Source organism: Pseudomonas sp. SYWMCR5, assembly GCF_057197165.1.
Window position 1 is genome coordinate 91,401 of the sequence record NZ_JBXUNH010000006.1, and the last position, 14,369, is coordinate 105,769.

Genomic DNA, 14,369 nt, shown 5'->3' on the forward strand with positions numbered 1-14,369 from the left:
GTCTATGGCTGTTACGGCAATGAGCCCCGAGCGTCACGACACCGTCGCCCTTAGCTGGACCAAGGCGGCCATCGCCGATTGCCTGGGCCAAGCGCGCCAGGCGCTGGAGCGTTTTTCCAGCGAGCCGGGCGACCCGGCCTTGCTGGGGTTCTTCGTCGACAACCTGCATCAGGTGCAAGGGTGCCTGACGATGCTCGAGCTCAATGGCGCAGCGCGTCTGGCCGAGGAGCTGGAGTTGCTCGGGCGCGCCCTCTTCGAGGGCCAGGTCAGCCCGCGTGGCGATTGCCTGGGCGCGCTGTTCCGCGGCCTCGAGCAATTGCCGCCCTATCTCGAGCGCCTGCGGGGTGCGCGCCACGACCTGCCGTTGGTGGTGTTGCCGTTGCTCAACCAGTTGCGCCTGTGCCGTGGCGCCGAGCCGCTGGCCCAAGACAGCCTGATGGGAGAAGCGGCGCAGCGCCTGGCGGGGGCCAACGATCTGGCCAACCTCGACCTGTCGCTGGGCAACTGGCGCGACCAGTTGCAGGCCGGCCAGGGCCGCGATGCCCTGCGCTCGGTGATCACTGCCCTGTGCGACGACCTGGTGCGGATCAAGGAGCGGCTCGACCCGTTCGTACGGGGTGATAACGAGCAGCGCGACCCGCTCGATGTGCTGGTCGCGCCGCTGCGCCATGTGGCCGATACCCTGGCAGTGCTGGGTTTCCAGCAGCCGCGCCGGGTCATCATCGATCAGGTGCTCGCCTTGCAGGCCCTGGCCCAGGGCGAACGTGCCGTGGACGATGCGGTGCTGATGGATGTGGCCGGTGCCCTGTTGTACGTGGAGGCGACGCTCAACGGCATGGTCGGCGGCCTTGCCGAGGGCCTGGAAAGCGGCATGCCCGGCTCGGACGTGACCGAGATCCGCCAGCGGGTGTTCGAGGAGTCGCTCTCGGTGTTGCAGCAGGCCAAGGACCTGATCGGCGACTGCCTGGAATCCGGTTGGCCGCGCCAGCGTCTGCAGCCCCTGCCGGGCCTGCTGCAGCAGTTGCGTGGTGCGTTGGCGATGCTGATGCTGCCGGCCGCCTCCGAGGTCTTCGGAGTGTCGGCCGACTATGTGCAAGGTTGGCTGTCGCACCTCGATCAGGAGCCCCCGGAGCAGGAGTTGACCCACCTGGCCGAGGCCTTGAGCGCCGTGGAGTGCTACCTGCAATGGCGTGTAGCCGATCCGCTGGCAGATGCCCAGCGTTTCCTCGACATGGCCTTTGCAAGCCTGGCCGCGCTGGGGCTGCGCTGCAGCCACGAGGCCGTGAGCGCCACCGCGCAGATACCGGATGACGGCATCGACGACGAGTTGCGCCAGGTGTTCCTCGAAGAGGCCGGCGAGCTGTTGCCGGAGATCGAGCGCCAATGGTTGCGCTGGCGCGCCGACAATCAGCAGCGCGAGGCGTTGATCGAATTGCGCCGTGCCCTGCATACGTTAAAGGGCAGCGGGCGGATGGTGCACGCAGGTGCCGTGGCCGAGCTGGCCTGGGCGGCCGAGCATCTGCTCAATCGTGTGCTGGAAGGGCGCATCGTACTGAGCGGCGAGGGCGCTGTGGCCCTGCAGCAGGCCCTCGTCCACCTGCCCGATCTGCTCGCCGACTTCGCTGCCGGCCAGATACCTCGGTTGGCCGATGTCGAGCAGCTCAGCGGCCACTTGCATGTCCTGGCTGTCAACGACAAGGCGCCGGCCAGTGCCGATGACGGGCTCGACCCGCACCTGCTGGAGATTTTCCGCAACGAGGCCCAAGGCCATCTGGCTAGCCTCGACAGTTTCCTCACGGCTGCCGATGGCCAGGACACCCAGGTCAGCGACAGCCTGCAACGCGCGCTGCATACCCTCAAGGGCAGTGCGGCCATGGCCGGGGTGATGCCGATCGCGGAGCTGGCCACCGCCTTCGACCGCCTGGCGCGTGAATACAAGGCGCACCAACTGCCGTTGGAAGTGGCGGATATCGAATGGCTGGAAGCGTCGCGCCGCCTGTTCCAGCTGGGCCTGGCCCAGCTTGAGCGCACACCGCTGGCACCGATTCCTGGCGCTGCGCAACTGATCGAGCAGGTCGGCGAAGCGGTGGATGCGCGCCTGGCGGTGCTGCAGGACGGGGCGCCGCACACCCGCCGTAGCCGCCGGGATCCGCAACTGATCGCCAGTTTTCTGGCCCAGGGGATGGATATTCTGCTCGATGCCGAGTCGCTGTTGTCGCGCTGGCAGGAGCACCCGCGCGAACGCCAGGAGCTGGACACGCTGCTTGACGAGCTGACGACCCTGGCCCACGGCGCGCACCTGGCCGATTTCTGGCAGGTGGATGAGCTTTGCGAAGCGCTGCTCGATCTGTACGGGGCGGTGGAGGAAGGCAGCCTGGTCGCCGACGGGCATTTCTTCTCCCAGGCGCGGCAGGCCCATGAAGCCCTGATCGACATGCTCGACGAGATTGCCGCGGGGCAGGAAGTCACCCCGCGCAACGAGTGCCTGGATGGCTTGCGTTCGTTGCTGGACGGGGCGCTCGACCCGGCGGCAACCGGGCTGGTGGGCGAGCAGGGCGTGACCCCGCTGGCCACTGCCATGGACCTGCCGGAGCCGGCAGTGGTGCAATTGTTCCTCGAAGAGGCCGGCGACATTCTCGACAGCGCCGACCAGGCTTTGCAGCGCTGGCGGCAGGAGCCGGACGGCAGTTGCGCGGTGTCCGCGCTGCAGCACGATGTGCAGACCTTGCGCGGCGGTGCGCAGATGGCCGCGATTGGCGCCATCGAGGTGCTCGCCCAGGAGCTGGCGTTGCTCTACGAAGGCGTGGTCGACCGCCGATTGGGCGCCAGCAAGGCACTGTTCGAGCTGCTGCAGCGCAGCCATGCGGCGCTGGGCCAGATGCTCGAAAGCCTGCGCCAGGGCCAGGTGCCGTCTTCGGCGGTGGCACTGCTTGGTGAGTTGCGTGAGTTCCGCCATGCCCCAAGCAGCGAGCCGGAGGGTGCAGAAACCCCCGGCGACAAGGAGCTGCTGGAAGTCTTCCTCGAAGAAAGCTCGGACATCGTCGAAAGCGCTGCAGCTGCATTGGCGCGCTGGCAGGCCGACCCGCGCAGCAGTGTCGAGGTGGAAAACCTGCTGCGCGACCTGCACACCCTCAAAGGCGGCGCGCGCATGGTGGAAATCGCCGCCATCGGCGACCTGGCCCACGAGCTGGAATTTCTCTACGAGCTGCTCGCCGCTGGCCGCCTGCCACCGACGCCTGCGCTGTTCAGCCTGCTGCAGAACTGCCACGACCGCCTCGCGCACATGCTCGACGCCGTGCGCCTGGGGCAGCCGCTGCACGCCGCGACGGCGCTGATCGACTACATCCGCAACTTCTCCAGCGCGGCGCTGACCGACAGCGCTGCCGGCCAGCCGCCGGTGGAGGCCGCGCCGCTCGACGTACCGGCCGCCGCACCGGAGCGCGCGCCCGGTGACATGGTCAAGGTCGATGCCGAACTGCTCGACGACCTGGGCAACCTGGCCAGCGAGCATGCGATCATTCGTGGTCGCATCGAGCAGCAGGTCAACGATGCACAGTTCGCCCTGAGCGAAATGGAAACCACCCTGGAGCGCATGCGCGACCAGTTGCTGCGCCTGGACAACGAAACCCAGGGCCGCATGTCCAGCCGCTGGCAGGCCGAGGGCGACGCCTACGACGACTTCGACCCGCTGGAAATGGACCGTCACTCGCAGTTGCAGCAGCTGTCGCGGGCGTTGTTCGAGTCGGCTTCCGACCTGCTCGACCTCAAGGAAACTCTTGCCTTGCGCGCCCAGGAGGCGCACGGCCTGCTGCAGCAGCAGGCGCGGGTCAACAGTCAGTTGCAGGAAGGCCTGACCGCCACCCTGATGGTGCCTTTCGAGCGCCTGGTGCCACGCCTGCAGCGCGTGGTGCGGCAGGTGGCGAGCGAGCTGGGCAAACAGGTCGAACTGGTGGTCGGCAACGCCGAGGGCGAGCTGGATCGCAGCGTACTGGAGCGCATGGTCGCGCCACTGGAGCACATGCTACGCAATGCTGTCGACCATGGCCTTGAACCGCGCGAGGTGCGCCTGGCGGCAGGCAAGCCGGAGCAGGGCACCATCCACCTCAATCTGCTGCACGAGGGCGCCGATATCGTCATCGAGATGAGTGACGACGGTGCCGGGGTGCCGCTGGAGGCGGTGCGCAAGAAGGCCATCAAGCGTGGCTTGCTGGCGCCGCAGGCGCAGCTCAGCGATCACGAGATCCTGCAGTTCATCCTGCGTCCGGGCTTTTCCACGGCAGAGAAGATCACCCAGATTTCCGGGCGCGGGCTGGGCATGGACGTGGTCCATGAAGAGGTCAAGCAGTTGGGCGGCTCGATGAGCATCGAGTCCAGCCCTGGCAAGGGGGCACGCTTCCAGATCCGCCTGCCGTTCACGGTGTCGCTGAACCGGGCACTGATGGTGCACCTGGGCGAGGAACAGTACGCCATCCCGCTCAACACCATCGAGGGCATCGTCCGCGTGCCGCCCGCCGAGCTCGAGGCCTGCTACCAACTGGACCCGCCACGCTATCGCTATGCTGGGCACGCCTACGACCTGCGCTACCTGGGCGAGCTGCTGCAGGATGTCGCTCGACCGCGCCTGCTGGGGCAAAGCCTGCCCTTGCCGGTGCTGCTGGTGCATGCCCAGGAGCAGTCGTTCGCGATCCAGGCCGATGGCCTGTCGCCGAGCCGCGAGATCGTGGTGAAAAGCCTGGGGCCGCAGTTCGCTGCGGTGCCGGGGTTGTCGGGTGCGACCTTGCTCGGTGATGGGCGGGTGGTGCTGATTCTCGACCTGCTCGGTCAGCTGCGTGGCCAGCAGCGGCGCCTGGCGCGGTTGCCGGTGGGCGATGGCGAGCGGCGCCAACTGTTCGGCCCGGCAGCGCGGCGGCCGTTGCTGGTGATGGTGGTCGACGACTCGGTCACCGTGCGCAAGGTCACCAGCCGCCTGCTGGAACGTCATGGCATGAGCGTGTTGACCGCCAAGGACGGGGTCGATGCCATGGCCCTGCTGGAGGAACACCGCCCCGACGTGCTGCTGCTGGACATCGAAATGCCGCGCATGGACGGCTTCGAAGTGGCGACGCGGGTGCGGCGCGACAACCGACTGCACGACCTGCCAATCATCATGATCACCTCGCGTACCGGTCAGAAGCACCGCGACCGAGCCATGGCCATCGGCGTCAACGAATACCTCGGCAAGCCTTACCAGGAGTCGCTCCTGCTGCAGAGCATCGCCCACTGGAGCAAGCCCCATGCTTGAACATATCGCCGGCCAGCGCAGCAGCCTCACCGGCCTGTTGCTGCCCCTGGGCGACCGCACCCTGGTGCTGCCCAATGTCGCCGTCGCCGAGCTGATCGGTGAGCGTGCGTTCGTCTGCGAGCGGCACCAGCCGGCCTGGCACATGGGCTGGATCGACTGGCGCCAGCAGCGCTTGCCGCTCATCGGCTTCGAGGCGGCCTGTGGGGGCGAGACGCCTTGTGGCGAGCGGGCGCGGATCGTCGTGCTCAACGCCCTGGGCGATACCGGGCTGCGCTACCTGGCGGTGCTGCTGCAGGGGATTCCGCGCTCGTGCAAGCTCGACAGCCAGTTGAACTATGTGGACGTGCCACTGGGGGCAATGGAGCTGGCGGCGGTGCAGGTGGGCGATCAGGTGGCGCAGGTGCCTGACCTGGCGGCGCTCGAGCGGCTGGTGCGTGACGCGGATCTGCAACCTTTGGTGCAGTAGGATGGTGCTCTTGCGGGCCCTATCGCACCACTGCCTGTCAGGAACCCATTGACCTTGTGGAGGTCAGACTCTGCATGTACTACGGTGAACGCTTCAATGCCTGGACCCACCTGGTCGGTGCCGTCCTGGCCTGTATCGGTGCCATCTGGCTGATCGTCGTCGCGGGCTTGCAGGGCGACCCCTGGAAGATCGTCAGCTTCTCCATCTACGGCTTTACGCTGCTGTTGCTCTACAGCATTTCCACGCTTTATCACAGCACGCGCGGCCGGGCCAAGGTGGTCATGCGCAAGCTCGATCACCTGTCGATCTACCTGCTCATCGCCGGCAGCTATACACCGTTCTGCCTGGTCAGCCTGCGCGGGCCCTGGGGCTGGAGCCTGTTCGGCATCGTCTGGGGGCTGGCGGTGATCGGCATGCTGCAGGAGATCAAGCCGCGCTCCGAGGCGCGGGTGCTGTCGATCATCATCTACGCGGTGATGGGCTGGATCGTGCTGGTGGCGGTCAAGCCGCTGCTCTACAGCCTTGGCGGCGCCGGCTTTGCCTGGCTGGCGGCCGGCGGTGTGTTGTACACCGTCGGCATCATCTTCTTCGCCTTCGACAGCCGCTTTCGTCACTGGCACGGCATCTGGCACCTGTTCGTCATCGCTGGCAGCCTGATGCACTTCGTCGCGGTGTCCTTCTATGTGCTCTAGGGGCTGAGCCTAGAAATCGCCCCACAGCTGCTGCGCCACCGACAGCGCCACCACCGGCGCGGTCTCGGTGCGCAGTACGCGGGGGCCGAGGCGGGCGGCGTGGAAGCCGGCGCCCTTGGCCTGATCGACTTCGGCATCGCTCAAGCCACCCTCAGGTCCGATCAGGAAGGCCAGGCGCATCGGTTTGTCATGGCTGGTCAGCGGCTCGGCCACCGGGTGCAGGACCAGCTTGAGCTCGGCCTCGCTGTCTTTCAGCCATTCGGCCAGGGTCACCGGCGGATGGATCACGGGCAGGGTGGAGCGCCCGCATTGTTCGCAGGCGCTGATCGCCACCTGGCGCCAGTGGGCCAGGCGCTTGTCGGCACGCTCATCCTTCAGGCGTACTTCGCAGCGCTCGCTGACGATCGGGGTGATTTCGTTGACGCCCAGCTCGGTGGCCTTCTGGATCGCCCAGTCCATGCGCTCGCCGCGGGACAGCCCCTGGCCGAGGTGGATGTGCAGCGGCGAGTCGGGCTGGCCGGGCAGGGCCTGGTCGAGGCTGACGCGCACGGATTTCTTGCCTACTTCGAGCAACTGGCCGAGGTATTCCTGGCCGCTGCCGTCGAACAATTGCACGGCGGCGCCGGCGGTCATGCGCAGCACGCGGCCGATGTAGTGGGCCTGGGCCTCGGGCAGCTCGTGCTCACCAAGGCTTAGCGGGGCGTCGATGAAGAAGCGGGACAGTCTCATGGTTTGGCTCGGAATAGGGGGGCGGGGACATCGTCCTCTGTAGGAGCGGGCTTGCCCGCGAATGCGTCAATGGCAGCACCGCAGCATCCGCGGGCAAGCCCGCTCCTACAGGGTTAGGTGATAGTTAGCCCGGATCGCGGAAGTCGGGATGGAAATCGGCCGGCACCGCCACGCTGACGCTGTCACGGGTGGCGATATCGATGCCTTCGCTGGCCACTTCGGCCAGGAAGTCGATCTGCTCCGGGGTGATCACGTAGGGCGGCAGGAAATACACCACGCTGCCCAGCGGACGCAACAGCGCGCCGCGCGCAAGGGCATGCTCGAAGACCTTCAGGCCGCGGCGTTCCTGCCATGGGTAGGCGACCTTGCCGGCCTTGTCCTTGACCATCTCGATGGCCAGGGCCATGCCGGTCTGGCGCACTTCGGCCACGTTCGGGTGATCGACCAGGTGCGCGGTGGCGCTGGCCATGCGCGCCGACAGCGCTTTGTTGGCGTCGATCACCTGGTCCTGCTCGAAGATGTCCAGGGTCGCCAGCGCCGCGGCGCAGGCCAGCGGGTTGCCGGTATAGCTGTGCGAATGGAGGAAGGCGCGCAGGGTCGGGTAGTCGTCGTAGAAAGCCTGGTACACGTCATCGGTGGTCAGGCAGGCGGCGAGCGGCAGGTAGCCACCGGTCAGGGCCTTTGACAGGCAGAGGAAGTCGGGGCGGATACCGGCCTGCTCGCAGGCGAACATCGTGCCGGTGCGGCCGAAGCCGACGGCGATTTCGTCATGGATCAGGTGCACGCCGTACCGGTCGCAGGCTTCCCGCAGCAGCTTGAGATAGACCGGGTGATACATGCGCATGCCGCCAGCGCCCTGGATCAGCGGCTCGACGATGACTGCGGCGATCGTGGCGTGGTGTTCGGCCAGGGTCTGCTCCATGGCTGCGAACATGTTGCGCGAGTGCTCCTCCCAACCCATGCCTTCGGGGCGCAGGTAGCAATCGGGGCTGGGCACCTTGATGGTGTCGAGCAGCAGGGCCTTGTAGGTTTCGGTGAACAGCGGCACATCGCCGACCGACATCGCGGCGATGGTTTCGCCGTGGTAGCTGTTGGTCAGGGTGACGAAGCGCTTCTTGGCGCCTTGGCCCTTGTTCTGCCAGTAGTGGAAGCTCATCTTCAGCGCCACTTCGATGCATGACGAGCCGTTGTCGGCGTAGAACACCCGGTCCAGCCCGGCCGGGGTCATGGCCACCAGGCGCTCGGACAGCTCGATCACCGGCTGATGGCTGAAGCCTGCAAGGATCACGTGTTCGAGCTGGTCGACCTGGTCCTTGATGCGCTGGTTGATGCGCGGGTTGGCATGGCCGAAGACGTTGACCCACCAGGAGCTGACGGCGTCCAGATAGCGCTTGCCCTCGAAGTCCTCGAGCCAGACGCCCTCGCCACGGCGGATCGGGATCAGCGGCAGGCTCTCGTGGTCTTTCATCTGGGTGCAGGGGTGCCAGAGGACCTTGAGGTCGCGCTGCATCCACTGTTGATTCAGGCCCATGGGGCAGATCTCCTGGCTGGGGTGGCGTGTAGGACGGTGTAAGCCTAAGCAAAGGCACCCACAGGAACAACCTTGGGTTTTGTGCTGGCTTCTGCAGGAGCGGGCTTGTCGGGGCGCCGAACCGCCGCAAAGGAGCCACCACAGAAACCTGAACCATTCGAAGCACTTGATAGCGCTGTGCTGGCAGGCTCCCAGGACCTGACGTATTCTTAACGCATCTCTCCCGGGGAAATCCTCCCCGCTTACATTTCGCTTCTGATCCGGAGTTCGCCGACATGGCTGCTGCTTGGGTGCGCCTGTGCGCGTTGGTATTGATTGGTGCATCCAGCGCGGGTGCGCTGGCAAAGGACAAGACCCCCACGGCGATTGTCGTCGGCGGTGGCCTGGCAGGTCTGACGGCGGCCTACGAGCTGCAGGCCAAGGGCTGGCAGGTGACCCTGCTCGAAGCCAAGAGCGGCATGGGTGGCCGTTCGGGGCTGGCGACCAGCGAGTGGATCGGCAACAACAAGGCGCAGCCGGTACTCAATCAGTACCTGGACCGCTTCAAGCTGGAAACCTTGCCTGCGCCCGAGTTCGTGCGTACCCCAGGCTACCTGATCGACGGCGAGTACTTCAGCGCCGCCGACCTCGCCACCAAGCAGCCCGCGACCGCCGAGGCGATCAAGCGCTACGAGAAGACCCTCGATGACCTGGCCCGTTCGATCGATGATCCGCTGAACCCGGCGGCCAACAGCACGCTGTTCGCCCTCGATCAGATCAACGTCTCCACCTGGCTGGACAAGCTGCAACTGCCGGCGACCGCCCGTCAGTTGGTCAACCAGCAGATTCGTACCCGCTATGACGAACCCTCGCGCCTGTCGTTGCTCTACTTCGCCCAGCAGAGCCGGGTCTATCGTGGGGTTGGCGATCGTGACCTGCGCGCCGCACGCCTGCCCGGCGGCAGCCCGGTACTGGCACAGGCCTTCGTCAAGCAACTCAAGACCATCAAGACCAGCTCGCCTGTCACCGCCATCGTCCAGGACAAGGACGGCGTCACCGTCAAGGTGGGGGCTGTGGGCTACCAGGCTGACTATCTGGTCCTTGCCGTGCCGCTGCGCGCGCTGGCCAAGATCCAGATGACGCCGGGGCTGGACAACCAGCATCTGGCGGCGCTCAAGGGCACCAACTACGGCTGGCGCGACCAGTTGCTGCTCAAGTTCAAGAACCCGGTGTGGGAGAGCCGCTCGCGCATGTCGGGCGAGATCTTCAGCAACGCAGGCCTGGGCATGCTGTGGATCGAACCGGCGCTCAAGGGTGGTGCCAACGTGGTGATCAACCTGTCCGGCGACAACGCCCGCCTGCTGCAGGCCTTCGGTGACAAGCAGATGGTCGACCAGGTGCTGATTCGCCTGCATGCCTTCTACCCTCAGGCCCGTGGCGCCTTTACCGGTTATGAGGTCAAGCGCTACAGCACCGATGCCGGCACCGGTGGCGCCTACCTGGCCTACGGACCGGGGCAGATCAGCAAGTACTGGCGTCTGTGGGAGCGTCCGGTGCAACGTGTCGCCTTTGCTGGCGAGCACACCGATGCACTTTACCCGGGCACCCTGGAAGGCGCGCTGCGCAGTGGCCAGCGTGCTGCGGGCCAGATCGAGGACCTGGCTGCCGGCAAATCCTTCGATCCAGTGGTCAAGGCGGCGCCGGTCGCTGCAGCTGCTGCGGGCGCTGCAGCGGTGGGGGCGGCAGCCGGCAAGGACAAGCCTGGCTTCTTCTCCCGCCTGTTCGGTGGCGACGATAAACCGGTGGCCAAGGCCGAGCCGGTGGCCAAGGTGGACGAACCGACACCTGCGCCGCCAGCTCCGGCACCGGCAGCCGCACCTGCGGCGCCTGTGGCCAAGGAGGAGCCCGTCAAGGCTGCGCCGGCCAAGGCCGCACCTGCCAAGCACGTACCCGCGCACAAGCCGCCTGCCAAGCAGGCCAGCAAGCCGGAGCCGGTGAAGAAGGCGGCCTCAAAGGCCGAGCCCGTCAAGAAGAAACCTTCGGCCGACACTCAGGCCAAGGCGAACTGATTGACCATGGCGGGCACCTCGTGGCGTTGCTGCGAAGTGCCCGCGATAGCTCCTACCCTGACAAGTCCCCCGCGCCCGCTTATTGTTAATGTTGACTTAATTGGATGAATTCAAAATAAGCTATCGGTTTATTCGATAATAAAAAGCGGACTTTTCCGCTTTATTTCGATATTTATCGCGTTATCTTGTGCACAGCTTTCACGGGGAATACGCCAACATGCAACTGCGCAATTCTGCTTCTCGGTATGGTGCGGTCAGCATCTTCCTGCACTGGGGCGTGGCCCTTGTCGTATTCGGGTTGTTCGGTCTGGGTCTGTGGATGGTCGGTCTCGACTATTACGATCCTTGGCGCAAAGCCGGGCCCGACCTGCACAAGAGCATCGGTCTGGTATTGCTGGCAGTCATGCTGCTGCGCGTACTCTGGCGTTTGATCAGCCCACCTCCACCGGCTCCGGCCAACCACGGGTCACTCACCCGCGTGGCCGCCAAGCTGGGGCACCTGGCGCTGTATCTGGGGTTGTTTGCGGTGATGGCCGCCGGCTACCTGATCTCCACTGCCGACGGTGTCGGCATTCCGGTCTTCGGTCTGTTCGAGGTGCCGGCGCTGGTCAGCAACCTGCCCGATCAGGCGGACACTGCCGGTGTGATTCACCTGTACCTGGCCTGGGGGTTGGTGATCTTCGCCATCCTGCATGCCCTGGCAGCCTTGAAGCACCATTTCATTGACCGTGACGCGACCCTGACTCGTATGCTGGGCCGCAAAGCTTGACTCTCAACCTCAATTGCAAAGGAAGGAAGTAAGGATGTTGAAAAAGACTTTTGCCGCCCTGGCGCTCGGTACCGCTCTGATTGGCGCTGGTCAGGCCATGGCCGCTGACTACAAGATCGACAAGGAAGGCCAGCACGCTTTCGTCGACTGGAAGATCAGCCACCTGGGCTACAGCTTCATCCACGGCACATTCAAGGACTTCGACGGTTCGTTCTCCTGGGACAGCGCCAAGCCTGAAGCCAGCAAGATCAGCGTCGACCTGAAGACTGCCAGCCTGTGGTCCAACCATGCCGAGCGTGACAAGCACATCGCCAGTGCCGATTTCCTGGATGTGAAGAAGTATCCGGACGCCAAGTTCGTCTCCACTGCCGTCAAGTCCACCGGTGACAAGACTGCCGACGTGACCGGCGACCTGACCCTGCATGGCGTGACCAAGCCGGTCACCTTCAAGGCCGTGTTCAACGGCGAGGGCAAGGACCCGTGGGGTGGCGAGCGCGCTGGCTTCAACGCCAAGACCACGCTGAACCTGAACGACTTTGGCATCAAGGGCCCAGGCCCGACTTCCCAGACCCTGGATCTGGACATCAGCCTGGAAGGCGTGAAGCAGAAGTGATTCGCGTCATCTGAAACGACAAGGGGCCGCTCTGCGGCCCCTTGTCGTTTCTGTCAGCCCTTGCGGGTCAGCAGCGCCGGACGCTCGCCACGTGGGCGGCTCGGCAGGTCATCCAGTTGCTCGGGCGTTGGGTAGCGGTCGAGCTTGGACTCCTTGCGGATGATCACAGGCGTGCTCTGCGGCTCACGCGGATTGCGTACGGCAGGCTCCTGGCGGTTGCTGTCGTCCCGGCGCGCGCGGCCTGGGTTGCCATCACGGCGTGCACCACCACCATTGTTGTTGCGGGGACGCTTCTCGCCAGAGCCCTGGCCGCCCTGGCGCTGGCCGCCGCCACCGTTGTTGCTGCGAGGCTGGCCCGAACCCGAACGCTGCCCCTGGCCTTGAGCCTGGCCGCCGTTGCCGCCTGGGCGACGGTTGCGGCCCTGGTTCTTGCCGTTCTGGTAAGGGCTGACGTAGTCGGCGCGGTTACCGAAGTTGTCGATATCGTCGTCCAGGAATTCTTCCGGGTCGCGATCGGCAGGGACTTTGGGGACATTGCCCTGGGCCTGGCCGGCCTGCTGCTGACGCGGCTTCTTGTTGTCGCGCTGCTTGCGTGGTTCCTGCTTCTTCTGCTGTGGCTTGTCGCCCGCAGTGGCCTTGTCGGCAGGTTTGTCGGCGGCCTGTTGCTTGGCCTTGCCTTTGTCCTTGCCCTTGTCCTTGCGCCCGCCGCTGCCTTCCTTGCTGCCTTCGGCACGTTGCTGCTGGTTGCGCCCGCCGCGGCCGTTATTCTGCTGGCGCTCGCGCACCTCGGGTTTCTCGGCCTCGACCTGCGAGGCATCGAAGCCCATCAGGTCGCCATCCGGGATCCTCTGCTTGGTCACCCGCTCGATGCTCTTGAGCAGCTTCTCTTCGTCAGGTGCCACCAGCGAAATGGCTTCACCGGAGCGGCCGGCACGGCCAGTACGACCGATGCGGTGAACGTAGTCTTCCTCGACGTTGGGCAGTTCGAAGTTGACCACGTGCGGCAACTGGTCGATGTCCAGGCCGCGGGCGGCGATGTCAGTGGCTACCAGCACCCGCACGCTGTTGGCCTTGAAGTCGGCCAGAGCCTTGGTGCGCGCATTCTGGCTCTTGTTGCCGTGGATCGCGGCAGCGGTCAGACCGTGCTTTTCGAGGTACTCGGCAAGGCGGTTGGCGCCGTGCTTGGTACGGGTGAAGACCAGCACCTGTTCCCAGGCGCCGAGGGTGATCAGGTGGGCCAGCAGCGCACGCTTGTGGCTGGCGGGCAGGCGGTAGACGCGCTGCTCGATACGCTCGACGGTGGTATTGGGCGGCGTGACCTCGATGCGCTCGGGGTTGTGCAGCAACTTGTCGGCGAGGTCGGTGATGTCCTTGGAGAAGGTCGCCGAGAACAGCAGGTTCTGGCGCTTGGCCGGCAGGCGTGCGAGGACTTTCTTCACGTCATGGATGAAGCCCATGTCGAGCATGCGGTCGGCTTCGTCCAGAACGAGAATTTCCACCTTGGACAGATCGACGCTGCCTTGGCCGGCCAGGTCGAGCAGGCGGCCCGGGCAGGCGACCAGAACGTCGACACCCTTGGCCATCGCCTGGATCTGCGGGTTCATGCCGACGCCGCCGAAGATGCAGGCGCTGATGAAGTTCAGGTCGCGGGCGTAGATCTTGAAGCTGTCGTGGACCTGTGCGGCCAGTTCGCGGGTTGGGGTCAGGACCAGGACGCGCGGTTGGCGCGGGCCGTGACGCTGCGATTTGTCAGGGTGGCCACCCGGGAACAGGCGCTCGAGGATCGGCAGGGCGAAGCCACCGGTTTTACCAGTGCCAGTCTGCGCGGCGACCATCAGGTCGCGGCCTTGCAACACGGCGGGAATGGCCCGCTGTTGCACCGGGGTAGGCTGGGTGTAGCCCGCAGCCTCGATAGCGCGGACAAGTGCCTCGGAGAGACCGAGGGAAGCAAAGGACATGGGCAATCCTGTTCTCGTTTGGGCTGAGCCCTGTGGGATGTTCTGCCTGGCGCGACGGGCATCGGTGGGATGCGATCGCGTCCGGTCCAGCTGGGCTTACACTGCGCATCCTGGAGGCGGCGGGCGGGCACTTGAGTGTGCGTCGCTGCTGGTCGAGATGCCTGTTGCGAGGCCGAGCGTCCGGGCGTGAGCCGGGCGGGAAGGCCCGAGTATAACAGAGCTATCGCGAAGTGCTGCGATCCTGCTGCTCAACGGTGTCGAGAAAATGTCCATCGATGTTTG

The 14,369-nt window shown here is 65.6% G+C and carries 9 protein-coding genes; 6 read left to right on the forward strand and 3 right to left on the reverse strand.

Features of this window, described 5'->3' with window-relative positions; genetic code table 11:
- Positions 1-4 precede the first annotated feature (4 nt).
- The 3 genes from AC2CGW_RS16910 to trhA all read left to right on the forward strand — a co-directional run bounded on the left by AC2CGW_RS16910 (position 5) and on the right by trhA (position 6,439).
- Positions 5-5,281 carry a hybrid sensor histidine kinase/response regulator gene (locus tag AC2CGW_RS16910; RefSeq protein WP_484574331.1) on the forward strand — a complete coding sequence of 1,759 codons (5,277 nt, stop codon included), beginning with the start codon at positions 5-7 and terminating at the stop codon, positions 5,279-5,281.
- On the forward strand, positions 5,274-5,747 hold the full coding sequence (locus tag AC2CGW_RS16915) for a chemotaxis protein CheW (protein WP_484574332.1): 474 nt from the start codon (positions 5,274-5,276) through the stop codon (positions 5,745-5,747). Before AC2CGW_RS16910 ends, AC2CGW_RS16915 begins: the two co-directional genes overlap by 8 nt.
- A 74-nt stretch (positions 5,748-5,821) precedes the next feature.
- Positions 5,822-6,439 carry a PAQR family membrane homeostasis protein TrhA gene (trhA, locus tag AC2CGW_RS16920; protein ID WP_186665821.1) on the forward strand — a complete coding sequence of 206 codons (618 nt, stop codon included), beginning with the start codon at positions 5,822-5,824 and terminating at the stop codon, positions 6,437-6,439.
- Between the two features lie 9 nt (positions 6,440-6,448).
- Here trhA and AC2CGW_RS16925 read toward each other — a convergent pair whose 3' ends face one another.
- Positions 6,449-7,168 carry a 16S rRNA (uracil(1498)-N(3))-methyltransferase gene (locus AC2CGW_RS16925; RefSeq protein ID WP_186665822.1) on the reverse strand — a complete coding sequence of 240 codons (720 nt, stop codon included), beginning with the start codon at positions 7,166-7,168 and terminating at the stop codon, positions 6,449-6,451.
- A gap of 124 nt (positions 7,169-7,292) precedes the next feature.
- Positions 7,293-8,699: an adenosylmethionine--8-amino-7-oxononanoate transaminase gene (locus AC2CGW_RS16930; RefSeq protein WP_186711851.1), complete on the reverse strand. Its 1,407-nt coding sequence runs from the start codon at positions 8,697-8,699 to the stop codon at positions 7,293-7,295.
- Between the two features lie 275 nt (positions 8,700-8,974).
- Between AC2CGW_RS16930 and AC2CGW_RS16935 the strand changes: the two genes are divergently transcribed.
- From AC2CGW_RS16935 to AC2CGW_RS16945, 3 genes are all read left to right on the forward strand, one after another.
- On the forward strand, positions 8,975-10,747 hold the full coding sequence (locus AC2CGW_RS16935; protein WP_484574333.1) for a flavin monoamine oxidase family protein: 1,773 nt from the start codon (positions 8,975-8,977) through the stop codon (positions 10,745-10,747).
- 217 nt (positions 10,748-10,964) lie between these two features.
- Positions 10,965-11,516 carry a cytochrome b gene (locus AC2CGW_RS16940; RefSeq protein ID WP_186711853.1) on the forward strand — a complete coding sequence of 184 codons (552 nt, stop codon included), beginning with the start codon at positions 10,965-10,967 and terminating at the stop codon, positions 11,514-11,516.
- A 34-nt stretch (positions 11,517-11,550) separates the two neighbouring features.
- The gene (locus AC2CGW_RS16945; RefSeq protein ID WP_054894828.1) at positions 11,551-12,129 is read left to right on the forward strand and encodes a YceI family protein; all 579 of its coding nucleotides are present in this window, start codon (positions 11,551-11,553) and stop codon (positions 12,127-12,129) included.
- A gap of 53 nt (positions 12,130-12,182) precedes the next feature.
- On the opposite strand, the gene rhlE2 is transcribed toward AC2CGW_RS16945, so the two are convergent.
- Positions 12,183-14,087: an RNA helicase RhlE2 gene (gene rhlE2, locus AC2CGW_RS16950; protein WP_186708285.1), complete on the reverse strand. Its 1,905-nt coding sequence runs from the start codon at positions 14,085-14,087 to the stop codon at positions 12,183-12,185.
- Positions 14,088-14,369: the final 282 nt, after the last annotated feature.

Bases quoted from the DNA above. Each gene is read 5' to 3' on its own strand.
- AC2CGW_RS16910 (WP_484574331.1), top strand. From the start codon at position 5: ATGGCTGTTACGGCAATGAGCCCCGAGCGTCACGACACCGTCGCCCTT.
- AC2CGW_RS16915 (WP_484574332.1), top strand. From the start codon at position 5,274: ATGCTTGAACATATCGCCGGCCAGCGCAGCAGCCTCACCGGCCTGTTG.
- trhA (WP_186665821.1), top strand. From the start codon at position 5,822: ATGTACTACGGTGAACGCTTCAATGCCTGGACCCACCTGGTCGGTGCC.
- AC2CGW_RS16925 (WP_186665822.1), bottom strand. From the start codon at position 7,168: ATGAGACTGTCCCGCTTCTTCATCGACGCCCCGCTAAGCCTTGGTGAG.
- AC2CGW_RS16930 (WP_186711851.1), bottom strand. From the start codon at position 8,699: ATGGGCCTGAATCAACAGTGGATGCAGCGCGACCTCAAGGTCCTCTGG.
- AC2CGW_RS16935 (WP_484574333.1), top strand. From the start codon at position 8,975: ATGGCTGCTGCTTGGGTGCGCCTGTGCGCGTTGGTATTGATTGGTGCA.
- AC2CGW_RS16940 (WP_186711853.1), top strand. From the start codon at position 10,965: ATGCAACTGCGCAATTCTGCTTCTCGGTATGGTGCGGTCAGCATCTTC.
- AC2CGW_RS16945 (WP_054894828.1), top strand. From the start codon at position 11,551: ATGTTGAAAAAGACTTTTGCCGCCCTGGCGCTCGGTACCGCTCTGATT.
- rhlE2 (WP_186708285.1), bottom strand. From the start codon at position 14,087: ATGTCCTTTGCTTCCCTCGGTCTCTCCGAGGCACTTGTCCGCGCTATC.